This is a genomic window from Nonomuraea sp. NPDC023979 (assembly GCF_040639085.1).
Taxonomy (GTDB): domain Bacteria; phylum Actinomycetota; class Actinomycetes; order Streptosporangiales; family Streptosporangiaceae; genus Nonomuraea; species Nonomuraea ceibae.
Genome location: NZ_JBEZZG010000009.1, coordinates 218,131 through 233,933 on the forward strand (window position 1 = coordinate 218,131; position 15,803 = coordinate 233,933).

At 68.6% G+C, this 15,803-nt stretch carries 12 protein-coding genes; 6 read left to right on the forward strand and 6 right to left on the reverse strand.

The window, feature by feature from the left end:
- Positions 1 to 54: 54 nt before the first annotated feature.
- From AB0G11_RS19115 to AB0G11_RS19140, 6 genes are all read right to left on the reverse strand, one after another.
- Entirely contained in the window at positions 55 to 2,634 is a 2,580-nt protein-coding gene (locus AB0G11_RS19115; protein WP_357587082.1) for a hypothetical protein, read from the reverse strand.
- Positions 2,631 to 4,475 carry an ATP-binding protein gene (locus tag AB0G11_RS19120; RefSeq protein WP_357587084.1) on the reverse strand — a complete coding sequence of 615 codons (1,845 nt, stop codon included), beginning with the start codon at positions 4,473 to 4,475 and terminating at the stop codon, positions 2,631 to 2,633. The genes AB0G11_RS19115 and AB0G11_RS19120 overlap by 4 nt, the downstream gene beginning before the upstream one ends.
- Positions 4,472 to 5,455 carry a PrgI family protein gene (locus AB0G11_RS19125; protein WP_357587086.1) on the reverse strand — a complete coding sequence of 328 codons (984 nt, stop codon included), beginning with the start codon at positions 5,453 to 5,455 and terminating at the stop codon, positions 4,472 to 4,474. Before AB0G11_RS19125 ends, AB0G11_RS19120 begins: the two co-directional genes overlap by 4 nt.
- The gene (locus tag AB0G11_RS19130) at positions 5,455 to 6,900 is read right to left on the reverse strand and encodes a hypothetical protein (protein ID WP_357587088.1); all 1,446 of its coding nucleotides are present in this window, start codon (positions 6,898 to 6,900) and stop codon (positions 5,455 to 5,457) included. Before AB0G11_RS19130 ends, AB0G11_RS19125 begins: the two co-directional genes overlap by 1 nt.
- A gap of 320 nt (positions 6,901 to 7,220) precedes the next feature.
- On the reverse strand, positions 7,221 to 7,631 hold the full coding sequence (locus tag AB0G11_RS19135) for a pilin (protein ID WP_357587090.1): 411 nt from the start codon (positions 7,629 to 7,631) through the stop codon (positions 7,221 to 7,223).
- Between the two features lie 348 nt (positions 7,632 to 7,979).
- The gene (locus AB0G11_RS19140; protein ID WP_357587092.1) at positions 7,980 to 8,918 is read right to left on the reverse strand and encodes a hypothetical protein; all 939 of its coding nucleotides are present in this window, start codon (positions 8,916 to 8,918) and stop codon (positions 7,980 to 7,982) included.
- Between the two features lie 498 nt (positions 8,919 to 9,416).
- Here AB0G11_RS19140 and AB0G11_RS19145 point away from each other — a divergent pair, with 498 nt between their 5' ends.
- From AB0G11_RS19145 to AB0G11_RS19170, 6 genes are all read left to right on the forward strand, one after another.
- Entirely contained in the window at positions 9,417 to 9,770 is a 354-nt protein-coding gene (locus tag AB0G11_RS19145; protein ID WP_357587094.1) for a hypothetical protein, read from the forward strand.
- A gap of 227 nt (positions 9,771 to 9,997) precedes the next feature.
- A complete protein-coding gene (locus AB0G11_RS19150) occupies positions 9,998 to 10,684 on the forward strand; it encodes an HNH endonuclease family protein (RefSeq protein ID WP_357587096.1) in 687 nt (228 codons plus the stop codon).
- 659 nt (positions 10,685 to 11,343) lie between these two features.
- Positions 11,344 to 12,207, forward strand: a complete 864-nt coding sequence (locus AB0G11_RS19155; protein WP_357587098.1) for a hypothetical protein — start codon at positions 11,344 to 11,346, stop codon at positions 12,205 to 12,207.
- Positions 12,207 to 13,094, forward strand: coding sequence for a DNA methyltransferase (locus tag AB0G11_RS19160; RefSeq protein WP_357587100.1), 888 nt, complete (start codon positions 12,207 to 12,209; stop codon positions 13,092 to 13,094). Before AB0G11_RS19155 ends, AB0G11_RS19160 begins: the two co-directional genes overlap by 1 nt.
- A 320-nt stretch (positions 13,095 to 13,414) precedes the next feature.
- Positions 13,415 to 13,660, forward strand: a complete 246-nt coding sequence (locus tag AB0G11_RS19165) for a DNA-binding protein (RefSeq protein ID WP_357587101.1) — start codon at positions 13,415 to 13,417, stop codon at positions 13,658 to 13,660.
- A gap of 5 nt (positions 13,661 to 13,665) precedes the next feature.
- Positions 13,666 to 15,345, forward strand: a complete 1,680-nt coding sequence (locus AB0G11_RS19170; RefSeq protein ID WP_357587103.1) for a tyrosine-type recombinase/integrase — start codon at positions 13,666 to 13,668, stop codon at positions 15,343 to 15,345.
- Positions 15,346 to 15,803 lie beyond the last annotated feature (458 nt).

The following is a 15,803-nucleotide window of genomic DNA, read 5'->3' on the forward strand; positions in this document are numbered from 1 at the left end:
TGGATGCTGCTGCTGGTGGTGTGGCTGGACGGGGTCGGCTGACCGAGGGAAGGCTCAGCCGAGTTGCTCGTCGAGGGCTGCGGGCTGGCCCTGCAGACCGGGGCGCACGTCAGGCTCGGCGGCCACCAGGCGCGCCCTGCGGGCGGGAGGCCGCACCACGGCGTGGGGCTGGGTGAACCGCTCGCGCGACGCCTGCCTGATGGCCTCTTGCCGGCCTTCGATCGGTGCGGGAAGGGGCCTGGTGCGTAGCGTGAAGGCGGTGGTTTGCTGCCCATCGATGATGAGGCGGGCGGCGGCTTGGTAGGCCCCGAGGTGGGTGAGGTCGTACGGGCTGATCAACGGCGCGGTGTGGTGTTTGAGATCGTTGGCGTCCTTGGGAGAGGCGTTGAAGTAGATCTTGCTGCGGGCGTCGGCTGACAGTGCTTCACGCAGGTCGGCGGGAAGCTGGTCCAAGTGCTGGTGGGCGAGCACAAGGGACAGGCGGTATCCGCGTGCCTCGGCCAGGACATCGTTGATGTGGCCGGGCAGGTTCAAGAAGTTGTGACACTCGTCGATGACGAGGGAGGCGTCCGGCCGGTCGGCCTCTGCGAGGTTGGAGCGGCGGGTGGTGGCCTGCCAGGTGTGGGCGAGCAGGATGGAGCCGAACAGCCGGGCGGCGTCGTCACCGAGGATGCCTTTGGGCAGCTGTGCGAGCACCAAGCCGCCGTGGTCGAGGAGCTGGCCGATGGGGACGGTGGTGTTCGGGCTGGCCAGCGCCTGCCGGACGAACGGCCGCAAGAGTACGGCGCGCAGCTTGTTCATCACCGGCCCGATGACGGTTGCCTGTCCGGCTGGGGTGAGGGCTTCGTAGGAATCCCAGAAGCCGCCCAGCAGGCTGTCATCCAGTTTGGCGATGATCTGCGCGCGGAACGCCCGGTCGGTCAGCAATCTCGGTACATCGGCCAAGGTGGCTTTGCGGCCCAGGACGCTGGTCAGGGTGAGGCAGGTGGAGCGGAGCAGGTCGTCCACACGTGGTCCCCAGGCTGTGGAGAAGCAGCGGTGAAAGATCGTGACGACGGAGTCGACGGCGAAGGCGGGGTCGTGCCCGGCGAGGATGTTGATCGACGGCGGCGGCGCGTCATCTTGCGGGTCGAACACCACGGTCTTGCCGATGGCTCGTGGGGGGAGCCGGTTGAGGATGTCGGTGATCAAGTCGCCTTTGGGGTCGATGACCAACGCTCCTCGCCCGGCATGAGCATCGGCGAGGACCAGGTTGGCCAAAAGGGTGGATTTGCCGACGCCGGTTCCGCCGAGGACGTGGGTGTGGTGCCGCCCGTCCGCTACGGGTAGCGCGATGGGGCGCTGTGGGCCACTGTCGGCGTCGCCCAGGATGCGTGCCGTCCCGCCCGCCGTGTTGCGGGGGACGGCCGGTGGCGGGGCGATGGGGCGGGCTCCGGCGCGGGCGATGCCGGGGGCATCGATGTCCCACGGCAGGTGCGCCAGCGCGGCCAGCTCGGCGACCGACAGCAGATATCCGTGATCGAGGCGGCGCGAGCCGATCGCGCGGCCGGGCCGCCAGAGGCGAGCTCGGCGCAGGTACTGGTGACTTCCGGTGTAGAGGGCGAAGACGCCGGCCAGGGTGTGAGCTTGACCTCGAAGCCACCCGCGGACCAGATCCGACGCAGCAGCATCAGCCCGGACGCCGACCGGCTGCTGGGCCGTGGTCGCGGGTTGGCGGCGGATGGAGACGGCATACCGGATGGCCACCTCGTAGCGAGGCTGACCGGCTTTGCCCAAGATCGCGCGGACCTGCTCGGCGCGCTCGGGAAAGACGCGGGCCACCTCGCCAGGCCGGTGGTCGTGCGCGTCCGAAGGCAGCGGGAGGATGACGTCGAAGAAGCGGCCGACGTGGTTTCGGCTGCCGCCTCCCCGTAGATGGGCGGCGGCCCGGTAGGCGTGACGCAGGCGGCGCCCGGTGGTGGGGCGGGCGAGGATCTGCACCACGGCGTGCTCGCCCTCGCGCAGGCCGCCCATCGCTTCGAGCAGGGAGCGGGCGGGGTCGTGGTCGTGGTCGGTGGTGAGCGGGAAGTGCTCGGGTCCGGCCAGGACGAGCCGCCCGCCCGCGACCCTCGCGCCTTCGGGCAGAGGCGAGATGGCGGGCCGGGTGGTGGTGGTCGCGCCGGGCCAGGCGGCTTGGACGGCCTTCTCCACGATGCCGGGCGGGATCGTTCCGGGCACCCACAGGCAGATACGCACTCCGGCGTCGCTGCCGTGGTACTCCCACACCAGATGCGGCTGCCCGGTGAACAACCGCTTCCACGCGGGCCGGAGCAGGCCGACGAGCTGCCGCCACAGCACTACCGCGCCGTCGGGGTCGCTGCGCGGCGGAGAGGAGATTTCGATGAGCCTGGCCTGCGGTGTCATGTCGGCGTGGTGAGCCCAGCCGAGCACGTAGCGGACGGCGGCGGCGACGGACCAGATAGCGGTCAGGGCAGCGAGCAGGTAAGGCCCGTAGGTGAGAGCAAACTCGGGCAGGCGGGCGGGCAGCTCGGCGAGGAAGTCAAGAGCGTCTTGGACATCACGCTCGTCAATGCCACACAGCAGGCACGGCGCGTCACGGCTTGGCGTCGGGCTGGATGGCAGGTTGATGCTCAAAGCGGGTCGCCTTCGTCGTCGTGGTCATCGCTGAACCCGGTGAAGGTGGGTGACTCGGCTGGCGGTTCGGTCTGAGCTGGTGGCGCGTGCTGCTGATCGAGTTCGGCGAGGTGAGCTGGGTCGGTGGTGATCAGTTCGACTTCGCGTGGTGAGGCGATGACGTGGAAGGCGGCTCGGCTGGCGGGGCCGGCGACCAGGAGTGCCTCGCCGCGTTCGGCGGTGAGCAGGAACTGGCGCTCGCCGTCGGTCAGGTCGAAGGCGTCTCCGACCGCGCTGATGGCCTGTGGTGCCTGACGTAGGAGGATCTGGTTGGCGGCGTTGGCTACGATCGCCTGCCCCAACTCCGAGCCGAGCAGGTCCGCGGCGTCTTGGGTGACGACGGCGAGTCCGGCCCAGTGCTTGCGGGCGGCTTTGGCCATCCGGAACAGGAACCGTGCGCCTTCGGGTTCCTTCATCAGCAGCCAGGCTTCGTCCACGACGACGAGGCGCTTCTTGCGGTCGCGGGGGTTGGCGACCCGCCGCCAGATGGCATCCAAGGCCAGCAGGGTGCCGACCGCTTTCATCTCCTCGGGCAGATCCCGCAGTGAGAAGACGGTCAGGTGCCCGGACGGATGGGTGGTGGTGGGGCCGTCGAACAGCTCGCGGTGGGAGCCGGAGACGTAGGGGGCGAGTTGGTTCGCCAGTTCCGCTCCCGCCGATGCGGAGCCACCCTTCTTTTGGGTAAGAGCGGTGACCAGATCGGCGAGAAGGGGGGCGGGCCGGGTCCAGGTGGCCGGGTCGCGGGTGATCCCGGCAGCCTGGTAGGTGGCGATGATCGCCGAGTCCAGCGTCGCCCGAGCCTGCGGGGTGAGCTGGCCGCCGAGCATGGTGGCGATGAGGGTCTGCAGGAACATGGCCCGCCGCGACAACACGTCATCGCGGGGGCCTTGGCTGGTGGGCAGATCGAAGGGGTTCCATCGGACTCCAGTGGCGCCGAGGTGCAGACAGGTGCCGCCGACCGCGCGCGCGAGGCGGGCGTATTCGTCTTCGGGGTCCACGACGGCGACCTCGACGCCTTGGTAGAGCAGGCGCAGGGTTTCGAGCTTGGTGAAGAAGCTCTTGCCGGCGCCGGATCGGGCCAAGACGACGGAGTTGTGGTTGTCCTGGGCATAGCGGTCCCAGAGCACGACGCCGGAGCTGGTGGCGCTCAGCCCGTACAACACGCTCGTCTCGCCGACCTCGCACCCGAGGTCGGGTGAGGTGAAGGGGAAAGCCGCCGCAAGCGCAGTCGTGTCGAACGTCCGCGTTGCTCCGAGGGAGTCGACGCCGAGCGGCAGGCCGGTCGTCCAGCCCTGCAGGGCGCGGAACGTCGCCGGTTGTGCATCGAGGAGCAGCGAGGAGGCGAGCGCCCGGACGCGCTCGACCTCGGCGGCCAGCTCCGGCTCTGTCGGGGCGTGGAGATTGAGGTAGAGGCCGACTCTGAACAGGCGGCCGTAGCCTCGGGCCAGGCTGTCGGCCAGGTCGGTGGCGTCATCGGCGGCGGCTTCGGCGCTGAAATCGGTTAGTCGGCCATGTTGAGCGTCGGAGCGGCTGGCCGATTCCAGGCGAGCGAGCTGGCGGCGCAGCCGCATCGCCGCGATCTGCTGGGGGATGGGTTCGATGTGCAGGGACACATCCAGGTGGCCGGGGTAGGTGAGCAGCGGCTCGAGCCAGCCGGCGCCGACTTCCCGCGGGTAGCCGGTCACGGCGAAGGAGGCAGCCACAGCGTTGGGCAAGGTGATGGTCCGGACACCGACCTCGACGGCTTCAGGGCGGGTGAGAGTGCTCAGCTGATGGCAGTGGGCGCGGCGGCGTAGCTTCACGGGGTGCTCCTGGTCGAGGTGATCAGCTCGTCGGGGAGGGCCTGGCCGTGGGGGAGGGTCTGGCCGGCGGGGTGCCGGCCGCCGGGGTCGAGACACTCGGAGAGTGCTTGGGCGGCTTGGTCGGCGCCCAGGACGCGGGTGGTGATGCCGAGTGCGGCCAGGGCGCGTTCGGCTTCTGCGGCCCGGCGCAGGACGACCGCGGCCGAGGCGTCGCGCCGCGGAGAGCGGCGTCCCCGGCCGCCAGCGGCGGGGTGGTCGCGCAGCACGAGGAGGACCTGGCGGGTCAGGAGCTCGCGCGAGGTGTTCAGCTCGGCCAGGTAGGCGGCGTGCTGGCGAGCCGCCTGAGCCAGCGCCGCATGTGGCAGAACCTCGGCCTGGGCCTCGACGGCCTCGACCAGGTCGGTCAGATCCGCGGGCCGGGCTCGGGCCAGCAGTTGCACGGGTGCCTCGAGCGAGTTCAGCCATCGCGCGAACGCTGCGACCAGCGCGGCCTGCTCGCTGGTGGTGCGCAGGTGGAAGGACAGGGTGCCGGCCTCTACGAGGACGGCTACGCCTCCATCTGCCAGTTCCAGTGCGCCGTCGGTGCGGATGGCGCGTACGGGAAGGCGGAGCGGCGCGGGTAGTTTCCCGCGCAGGCGACACCAGCGAGGCGGTTCGATGATCCCGTTCGGTGCGGCGATCAGCCTCTTGGTCGCCTGGCCGTGGAGCAGGGCGGCCAACGCGAAGCGATCCAGGCTCAGCCCGTCCCGCCTGCCGAGCGCGATGACGAGGCCGAGTGCGAGGAGCGGGAGCAGGATCGCGGCCAGGATGACGACGGGCAGCAGCTGGTGGCCCAAGTAGTAGACGGCGGCGGCGATCCCGCCGGTCAGAGCGATGATGAGGATCTGGCGGATGGTGAGCCCGTAGGCGATCTTGTCCGGCTGGTTGATGTCGGCGGGGATGCGGGCCAGCAGCGGCGGTGGTTCGGCCTCGTGCTTCATCAGTTCCCCTGTCGTGGCTGGCGGTTGGCGAGCGGGATACGGCGGGGCGGCGGGTCAAGGCGGAGGCGGAGCTGGCCGGGGCGGGGCGCTCGGATGGGCATGCCGGGCAGCCGGTCTTGCACCCACGGCGGACGCGGGCGTATCCACGGCCCCGACCGAGGCGTTGCCGCAGAGGCGGTCCCGGGTGGTGTGGGTGGACGTGGGACGCGGGTGACCGGGAACGGCAGCGCGAGCTGTGTGCCCTGCCGAGCTCGCCTTGCTGCAGCGGCGGCTGCCGCCGGGGTGGGCGTGGGCTGGGTGCGAGGCGGCAGGTTGAGGGGGAGTTGGAGTTGCTGTCCGGCGGGTGTGTGGTTGGGCATGGCGGCTCCTGGTGCCGAGCTGGGCGGCGTCCTCGGGCCACGCCGCGATGGGCCGCTTTGGCCGTGCGGCCTGCCGGGGCGGCCTCGACGTGCCCCGCCGTGCCGTTGGGCGGCCCGCGCGTTCGTTGTCCGGGCGGCCGCGCTTCTGGCCTGGCCGCCGATAGCACGGGCGGCACCGAGGGTCTTGTAGACGATCACGGCTTTGAGCAGGCGCTTCAAAACGTTGGGCTGGCCCTGCTGCCAGATCGTCCGGGCGACCCAGCCCGGAATCTTGATCAGGACATACAGGATGCCGATGATGATCAGCACATCCAGGGCCCGGTTGACGGTGGGCCGCATCGTGGCCTCGACCGCATCGCCCACCCCGGGGTTGGCGGGAGGGAGCGGGTAGGCGGCGGCGGAGTCGGTGAGGAACAGCTTGAACGCCAAGATCAGCCCGAGAGCTTGCAGGATCTGGATGGCGAGCAGGCCGAAGAAGCAGCGCCACCACAGGCGCGCGACGCCTTCGGTCTGCGGCAACGCGTGACACAACAAGGCGAGCGGCGCGGCGATGATCAGGAACGCCAGCAGGGTGATGCGGATGAGGCCGATGAAGGCGAGCACGAGCCCCATCAGCGCCGCCGCCCCGACCAGCAGCACGAGGAAGAGCACGGTGCCTTCGGCGTCTTTGATCAGGCCGTCCACCTTGGCGGCGATCAGATTCCCGGCCCGCTGCCCGTCGACTCCGTCACCGAGCAGCGCGGTGACCATGGCGTTGGTCAACTCGATGGCGTACTGGCAGATGATCAGCGAGGCGTTCAACGCGATCGCCGCTATCACCAGGCGCGGGATGACTTCGCCGGGTGTGGTGGAGGTGTGGGCGCTGCCGTAGGCCATGACGATGACGCCAGCGGCCAGCACCATCAACACCAGCAACGCGTTGGCGACCAACCTCACGTGGCCAGTCAGTTCCTGGACCCGCTGGAGCATCATGGGCGGCGGGGCGGCGAGCAGGGCGCTGCCGACGAGGACGAAGGCCGGGTTGATCGCATCGACGACCAGGCTGGTGAACCAGCCGTTCATCGCCTGGTTCAGCTTGCAGCCCACATCGATCCACCCGCACTCCTGCACGCCGGCAGGCGTCGACGACGGGGGCGGCGTTGCCGGCGATGATGAGGACGAGGGTGGTGACGGGGATGGAGATGAGGGTGCAGCGGTAGGTGCGCTCCAGGGCACGAGCGGCGACGGAACCGGTCCCGGAGCCGGGCTCGGGCTCGCCGTGGCGGACGGCGCCGGTGCGGGCTCGGCGTAAGCCGGGACGGCCGCCGCGAGTCCAGTTGCGCTGGTGGCGAGCAGGAAGCCTAGACAGACCCGAGCCAGCCAGCACGGCAATCGTCTTTCGGCCCCAGCACGTTCACGTTGGCAGGTCATTGAGCGCCCACGATGCCTTTGAGGATGGTCACCAGCAGCGGGGCCAAGACGGCGATGCCGTAGCCGAGGGCGGCATAACGCAGGGTTTTCTTGGCGGCATCGACTTCGCCGGGGTCGCCGCCGGCCAGGATGTAGCGGACCCCGCCGACGGTGAGGAAGAGCGTGGCCAGGGCCACCAGCAGTCCGACGATGACGTTGCGTAGGTTGTCGATGACGGTGTTCAGCGATGACGGTGGCGCCGCCGTGCCTGCTGCGATCACGCTGGTGGAGTCGGCGTAGACAGCGGCATGGGCGATCGCGTACTCCAGCAGGATGCCGAAGGTGATGCTGGCGAGGATGACCAGGCAGACGAGGAGGACTTTGAGGTTGAACGCTTGGGATGAGGTGGAGCGGCGCGGGCGGGACATCGTGTGCTGCCTCCCAGAACGGTGGAGCGGACCGACCCTTGCGTGCGGCCCGTAGAGTGCGGGCGATGCCGGGCTGGGTGGGTTGTGTGGGCGGGGAGTGAAGGCGGCGCGGAGGGCCGGGCCCGGCGTGCAGGGCCGTGTGGGCGTCCTCCTTCGAGGTGCGATGGGGTGGGCTGGGCCGGGTGACAGGGACCGGTGACCAGGGAGGTCCCGCCTGCCGGGCTCGTCGCCGTCCGCGCTGCCTTCAACTGGCTAAAGACCGGGCCGAAGAGCCGGATTCAGACATTGAGGCCAGCGGATTTTGTGCAGTCTTTGCTGGCATGGCTCGCGCTGGCCCTGATGCGATCCCTACCGGTTCTCCTGGAGAAGTGCCTGGTAGAGCGCGGATTCAGCGCGTTGCCGGCGCTTGAGGGCGGTGCAGTAGAGCAGGCCACGGCGGCGGCAGTAGGAAATGAGCGAGATGCCCTCCAGCCGGGTGAAAGCGATCAGCTCCGCGTCCGCCCCGGTGATGACGCCCTCGGCGACTGCCTGGGCCAGCAGCAGGTCGGGATGGCCCGCTGGGTAAGCCAAAGCCTGCTGCCCGTTTCCGGCACGCTCAAGGAGGTCGGGATCGGCCAGCAGAGCGGGACATGGGGGAGCGTAGGCGCGAAGGACGGCGCGCTGGGTCAGCCGTGACAGCCGCAGCACCGGATGCGACCAGGCCAGATTCACCCGGACGAGAGCTTCCATGAAGGCGGCCAGAACTTCGGCCTCCAGATCCTCCCGATCGACGCGAGCCAGGCGCTCGCTCAGCCCGGGATGGACCTTGCCCGTCAGGGCGGCGACGAGACGGCGCAGCATCGGAAGGGCAAGTGCGCAGGTGGCGACCATCCACGCGCCACGGTGGGTGCGCGCCTGGTCGATCAGGTGTCGCCACACATGATCACGTGTGGTCCGCGAGCAGGACGGATGCAACAGAATCACGCGCAGCTCATCCAAGGGGATCGCTCGCGCCGGGAGCCCTTCCCCGAGTTTGGCTCCGTCGATCGACAGCGGGCTGGGACCGCGCATGAGCAGCGTGAAGGCGTGCTCGGCCACGTCCAACGCCAGCGAACCCGAAAGGGTCGACTCGTGGCCGAGGTCATCCTGTGCCCGGCTGGCACAGGGGCCGTCGACGTGGGGGACGGACCCAGAAGCGTCATCGGCTGCGGCCGAGCGACGCTCAGTGGTACCGGTGGAGGACGACATGGCGACCGCAACGGTGACGGCCTGATTCACAGCGGCCGGTTTCACAGCGGCGCGGTCCACGGAAGCGGGGCTGGTTACGGTGCCCGCAGACTGGTGGATCGAAGGGTGAGACATGACGACGCTCCCGAGGCGTGATCGGTTCGGACGTCGCTATGCCGCCAGAGGAAGCGGGCAGGAACCGGACTCCCAATGATCAGACATCGAACAAGGTAAAGATCAGATCAAAGACGAATCGCAACCCGAAAATAGCTGTGACCTGGGGAAACAGTCCTGATCGGTGCGCGGTTCCTCCTGTTGGCTTCGAGACTGTGATCTAGGCCGATCGAGGCGGAAAGCCATCTTGACCTGCGATAACGGGGCGATGCTGAAATTGTCGGGTCAAGCTTGAGTCATGCGGCAGATCCGCCTCGGAACGACGCTGAGTCGATGCTGGCCCGCAAGCAGACCACCAAAGCTTGATCAAACTGCGTCAGACAGGGCCTGTCTTCCGAGGCTCGATTAACCAAATAGTTCAGGGTGGCTCCGTTTCACGTCCCCGCACGGAACGGAATACCGCTCGTGTTCACTCGGATCACCCTGGCCGGCGCTGCTGCTGCCTGTCTGCTCCTGTCCCCGTCCGCCCACGCCCAGGCACCAGGCGTCTGGGGAGACCGGGCCCCGTTCGGATCTGTCACCGTCTCGGCCGATCGGCGGCACATCGAAGTCTGCGACCTGCAAGCCGATGGCCACGGCGTCAAGGTCGAGTACGCCACCTCCATGCTCCTCACCCATACGGTGACCGATCCCAACGGTGCCAAACGGGGATGCGGAACAGACCGCGTGTGGATGGGACGCATCGACGTCTTCAAGCTGTGCGAGACCGGATTCGCCAGCTCTGGATGCAACGCATCGATCTGGATCAACAAGCGCTGACCGATCAGTCAATCGATCACGCCTTTCGACGCCTCGGCCGTGGGCCAGACGAACCTCCTGGCCCACGGATCTTCTAAGCCATGATCTTCCAGCGCTGACCGCTTACGGTGACCAGCACGTGTCGACCCGGCCACGAAGGTGTCGCCCTGACGCAGGAGACCGCCCGCTAATTGGTCGCTACTTTCAGTCACTAGTCGATGCTGTCTGTAGTTGTCGAATGGAGATCCATGTCTCGATTTCTCCGCCTGGGCGGCACCGCTCTCATCGCCATCGCCTTCATCCCAGCTGCCAGCTTCCCGGCCGCAGCCTCTCCCGGTGCCGCCGCCCGGGCCGCCGAGGGGCTGCTGCTGGCCGATGCTGTAGCCACTCTCCCCGTAGCAGCCGAGCAGAGAGAGGGTTACAAGCGGACCTCCTTCAAACACTGGACGGACAGCGATCGCGACGGATGCTCGACCCGATACGAGGTACTCCTGGAAGAGGCGGTCACCGCCCCGGAGGTCGCCGATGGATGCCGTCTGAACGGCGGAAGCTGGCACAGCTACTACGACGACAAGACGATCACCGACGCCTCCGGACTTGACGTGGACCACGTGGTGCCGCTGGCGGAGTCGTGGGATTCCGGCGCCTACGCCTGGGACGCGGCCCAGCGCGAGGCGTACGCCAACTATCTCGATCATCCATGGCACCTCGTCGCGGTGACCGCGCGCAGCAACCGATCAAAAGCCGACCAAGACCCCTCAACATGGCAGCCACCCGTCGAGGGCGTGCGCTGCCGCTACGCCGCAGAGTGGACAGCCATCAAGATCCATTGGCAGCTGTCCATAGATCCAGCAGAGCAGCAGGCGCTGAACGAACTCGGCGCCGCCTGCCCGGAGCAGCGCCTGCCCAGCGTCGACGAGCAGCTCGCACGATGACGGCCGAGAAGCCGGCTACGCGGCTGAACGCCATGTCCCTGCTCCTCTGAGGGAGGAAGTGCTCGCCCGGGACCAGTGTCCGTGCCTTCGTCGACGGCAACATTGTGCTCCGCTGGCCTGGAGAACGAGTGCGGATGTTGCCCGGAACTTGTCCAAAGACGCTGTGACCTGCAAAAACAGGTTGTGATCTGAAGGTGCGCTCAATGCGTGGGTGTGCTGGCCCGGCGAGGAGGGCAGCCGGGCCAGCACACCCGAACGGTTCGGATCGTCCTCCAACGGCTAGGCCCTCAGGCGGCACCAGGATCGGCACGATCGATCATGCGTGCACGGTAGGAGTCGCTAGCGAGGTGCGGACATGTGCACGTTCGGATGTGGAGCACAGGAGAGTCCCTGGCGCGGCCGGACTGCGCCGGGGCAATGAGCCTGCCCGAGGCGGGCAGAGCACGGTACAGGCGGGCATTGCTGAACCTTTGCTCAGCCAGCTGTCCGAACTCCAGCCTTAGGACAGGTATTTGGATCAGTGACAGGGATCGGCGGCCTGGTACTCGGGCCACACCCACATGACTGAACCCACTACCTCCACCGCCGTCACCAGCTCCACCATCACTAGTACGTCGTCCACGATCACCACCATGGCTCGGCCTTCCAAGCAACTCGCCATGAGCCGGGCGATCGAAGACGCCTCGCGAGAGCATCTCCCATTGACCGTGTGGCTGGCCGCAGCGGACGCCGAAACGGCCGCCGCCTGCGAGGCGGGCTGCTGCCATCCGGTCAGCGGCCCTCTGGCCCGCCACCTCATCGCCGCCTGCACTCGGCTGGGCGAGACGGTGGTCCACCTCGGAGCCAGCGATCACCAGCTGGTCTCGGCCGCGCTGACGGCGGGCTGCTTTCCGGTAGCCGTCTTCACCGACGAGGTACGCGCGGGCGTGACCTGGACCCGGCTCGCGCGCACCCACCCGGACTCTGACCTGGAGATCACCGACCTGCGCATCATCGACCCGCACGACGAGGCGTCGACGCTTGCCGATCTCACCGGGAGCGCGGGACTGGTGGTCGCGGAACAGCATTGCGGCCAGGCGGGGCAGCGCGCCGGCCACCTGGGCCTGGACGACGATGCCGAGGTGCCCGGCATCGCCTCGGCGGCGGAGCTGGTGAAACCGGGCGGGCACCTGGCCGTAGTGGCCGGCCTGCATCGTCAGGCGCGGGTGGCCGATCCGCTGCCGGAGATCATCGACCAGGTTCGGCAGGCCGGGCTGGCGTATTTGCAGCACATCATCGCCCTGCGTCAGCCCGCCCGGGGCGAACGCCTTCACACCGATTCCTCCCGTCACGGTCTGGCCGCGTTGCGGACACTCCCGGAGCGCGCCGGATCGCTGGCGAGCGCGCGCGTGCACTCGGACGTGCTGCTGTTCACCCGGCCGAAGACCGCCAGCGAGTCTCACGGACCGCAGGCGATACCCGCAAGCGGCGCCGGCTCGCAGGGCAGGCGCGAGTCACTCTCGCAGGCTGGAGGTGAGAGCTGATGGCCGAGGTGACATCGTCGGTGTGGGCGACCGGGCAGCAGCCCTCCCGGGTACAGCGGCGGGGCCGATATGTGCCGGAGTCGATGCGGCATCCGGGCAAGATGCTGCCCTCGATTGCCGCCCGCGTGATCGCCACCTACAGCCGTCCAGGGGAACTGGTGGTCGACCCGATGTGCGGGATCGGCACCACGCTCGTCGAAGCCCTGCACCTCGGCAGGCACGCCACGGGAGTGGAGTACGAGGAACGGTGGGCGAGGCTGGCCGTGGCGAACCTCGGCCATGCCCGCAAAAAGGGAGCATCCGGCTCCGGCAGAGTCGTCGCGGGGGACTCAAGGCACATCGGCCGGCTTCTGCCGGACCTGACGGGGCGGGCGGCGCTGGTGCTGACCTCCCCGCCATACGGCACCTACACCCATGGGCACGTCCGCTCCACCCGCGACACCGGCGAGCCCGGCGTTCGCAAGTGGAACCACCACTACTCAGCCAACCCAGGCAACCTCGCCCACCAACCACTGCCCGCGCTGCTGGAGGGGTTCAGCCGCATCCTGGCCGGATGCGCCGAGCTGCTGCGACCAGGCGGGGTCGCGGCGGTTACCGTGCGGCCCTATCGAGTGCGCGGCGAACTGGTGGACCTGCCCGGCCAGGTCCACCGGGTGGCCGAGCAGGCCGGCCTGGTGTTCGAGGACCGGATCGCGTGCCTGCTGTGCGGGCTCGGTGAAGGTCATCTGCTGAACCGGGCGTCGTTCTTCCAGCTTCACGAGGCACGCAAGGCGTGGGCGCGCGGCCTGCCCGTCCACGCCATCGCGCACGAGGACCTGCTGGTGTTCCGCCGCCCGCAGACGCCGGCCACGGCGATACCTGGTGCCGGCCTTCGAGACAGCCGCTAACGGCAGTAGGGAGCAGGCAGCCCCCGTTCCTGACCCGGATTCGGGCCAAGAACGGGGTGCGGACGTAGACCCGCGGATTTTGCTTGACGCGGGCCATGAAGGTGGGCGTCGATACCGCTGCCATCAATCCGTCGTACCGAACCCAATGCCGGAGGGCGTGACTGGCCCGTCGCGAACGGGGCGGCCACACCCCTGGTGTGTGGTGCCGGACGGGACCGGGTTGGCGGTGTAACGCCCCCACAGCCCGCCCCGCCCCGTACGGGCATCGCATCCTGCACGCCCGGCACGGGCCCTGTTCGCCAACGTCACGGAGGTGATGCATGACCAGCACAACCCCAAGCAGCACGACCCGGCAGGAGCCTGAGGTGATCAGCCTGATCACGGCCGGACGGCTGCTCGGCATGGGCCGCACCAAGGCATACCGCCTGGCCAAGCTGGGCCAATTCCCGTGCCGGGTGCTGCGCATCGGCGGCCGGTACGCGGTGCCGGTGCGCGGGCTGCGGGCGCTGCTCGACCACACCAGCCCATGCAGCGGCACGGACCGCCCGGTACGAGAGAAGGAATGACCACAATGGCAACCAACCCCGGCACCTCGGGGGAGCTGAAAGCGGTCGCCAAAGGCACCACGTTCAAAAGCTGCGCATGCAAGGACCCGGCAACGGGCAGGAGGCTCGGCAAGACGTGCCCCAGGCTCCGGGTTGCGCACAGCGGCGGCGGCCGACGATGGAACACGACGCACGGCACCTGGGGATACCAGCTCGAGCTCCCCACGCACCCAGACGGAATGCGGCGCAGCCCACTGCGCCGCAGCGGCTTCGCGACGCTGGAGGATGCCGAGGCCGAGCTGGATCACGCCCGCGGCCTGCTGGCCCTGGACAACGACCCCGCCGTTCGGCGGCAGATCACCAAGCTGATGCTGTCGGTGCTCAAGGACACCAAGCGCCTGCCGGACACTGAGGAAGTCCGGCGCAAGGTCCGTACCCGGCAGGACCTCAACCGGCACATCACCGTGGCCGAGTGGCTGACAGAGTTCCTCGGGCGTAAGAGGGCGATCGAGGCAACGACGAAACGCTCGTATGAGTCCCATGTCCGGCTCTACCTGAAGCCCTATCTTGGGGAAATCCGGCTGGACCGGCTCCGGGTCTCCGACATCGCGGGCATGTTCGAGGCGATCGAGGAGTTCAACGACACCATCGCCACCGAACGCGCCAGCGGCGACCCCGCCCGCGTCGCGGCCGTCCGCTACCGGAGGCCGGTCGGCCCGACCAGCATGCACCGCATCCGTGCCACCTTGCGTCATGCGCTGAACATCGCGATCCGCCAAGACCGGCTGCTGGACTTCAACCCCGCCGCCGTCGTCGAGATGCCACCGATCGACCGGCCCAGGCCGGTGGTCTGGACCGAGGAGAAGGTAGCCCAATGGCATAAAGATCACGCCGAACACGGGGAACGTCTCAAGCAGGCGCACGAGGGCAAGCGGATCGACTCGGCCGCCGCCTACGTCAGCACGGCCCGGCCGTCGCCGGTCATGGTGTGGACAGCCGAGCAGACACAGAGCTTCCTCGCTCATGCCCGCACCGACCGGCTGTTCGTTCTGTATCGGCTCATCGCTGTGCGCGGTCTTCGGCGCGGCGAAGCAGTCGGCCTGCGATGGCCGGACGTCATGTTCGCGACGTCGAGGATCGGCATTCACTGGCAGATCACTCAGCTCGGCTGGGCCACGATCCAAGGCAAACCGAAAACCGACGCCAGCGACCGCGAGATCGCCGTCGACGCCGAGACGATGACTCTCCTCGCCGAGCACAAAAGACGCCAAGGCCGAGAACGGCTGGCCGCGGGCGAAGACTGGGCCGACAGCGGATTCGTCTTCACCGACGGCATCGGCCGACCCCTGCACCCGCAGCACGTGACCGACCGCTTCTACTCGATATGTCAGCAGGCAGGACTGCCACCGATCCGACTGCACGATCTACGCCACGGCGCGGCCACCGCCATGCTCGCAGCTGGCGTGGACATCAAAATCGTCCAAGAGACCCTCGGTCACACCTCATCCACCTTCACCCGTGACACCTACACCTCCGTCTACCCCGAAGCTGCAGCGGCGGCAGCTGAGGCGACCGCCGCCTTCCTCACGGGGCCCGCTGCCCCCGCGCCTGGGCCGGTGCCACCTATCCGGCGCATCACACGCCCCGAGCCGGGGGAGCAGGACGTGACAAAGGGAGGGACGGTGATCCGGCTGCCCACGAGATAGCCATCACGATGCCGGTACTCAGCATGTCCGATGTCCGGCCCGCCCAAGGGGTGCACCAGACTCCCTCTTCCTATCTCTCAGGAAGGCCATGCGAGAACGGACCGTGCGCCCATGAGTGTTGGCGACCCACGGCCATGCTTCTCGAAGGCTCCCGGCCCGGGAGCAGCACATTGGGGAAGGGCGTGCTGCTGCCGGACGTTGGATGTGGGCGGCCCCTCGCGTCGCGCCTCTGGCACCGCGACGTCACCCTCACCATGGGGCCGCCCGGCGACGATCAAGCGGACGGGGGCTCCGCCATGAATCGTCGCTGGAGGGAGCCTGGCCAGTAGCCTCCTACCGGCCATGTCCCTACGGCAACCGCGTCCACGTCTTTGCACGCGACGTTCGCGGTCACCGCCATCTCGGGAACGCTTCGAGCCGCCTGCGTAATGTCTCTCGCACTCCCGAGAGCTTCAGTG

What these genes read in the sequence shown, in the direction of transcription:
- AB0G11_RS19125 (WP_357587086.1), bottom strand. Translation starts at nt 5,455, where the DNA reads ATGAAGCACGAGGCCGAACCACCGCCGCTGCTGGCCCGCATCCCCGCC.
- AB0G11_RS19135 (WP_357587090.1), bottom strand. Translation starts at nt 7,631, where the DNA reads ATGTCCCGCCCGCGCCGCTCCACCTCATCCCAAGCGTTCAACCTCAAA.
- AB0G11_RS19150 (WP_357587096.1), top strand. Translation starts at nt 9,998, where the DNA reads ATGTCTCGATTTCTCCGCCTGGGCGGCACCGCTCTCATCGCCATCGCC.
- AB0G11_RS19155 (WP_357587098.1), top strand. Translation starts at nt 11,344, where the DNA reads ATGAGCCGGGCGATCGAAGACGCCTCGCGAGAGCATCTCCCATTGACC.
- AB0G11_RS19160 (WP_357587100.1), top strand. Translation starts at nt 12,207, where the DNA reads ATGGCCGAGGTGACATCGTCGGTGTGGGCGACCGGGCAGCAGCCCTCC.
- AB0G11_RS19165 (WP_357587101.1), top strand. Translation starts at nt 13,415, where the DNA reads ATGACCAGCACAACCCCAAGCAGCACGACCCGGCAGGAGCCTGAGGTG.
- AB0G11_RS19170 (WP_357587103.1), top strand. Translation starts at nt 13,666, where the DNA reads ATGGCAACCAACCCCGGCACCTCGGGGGAGCTGAAAGCGGTCGCCAAA.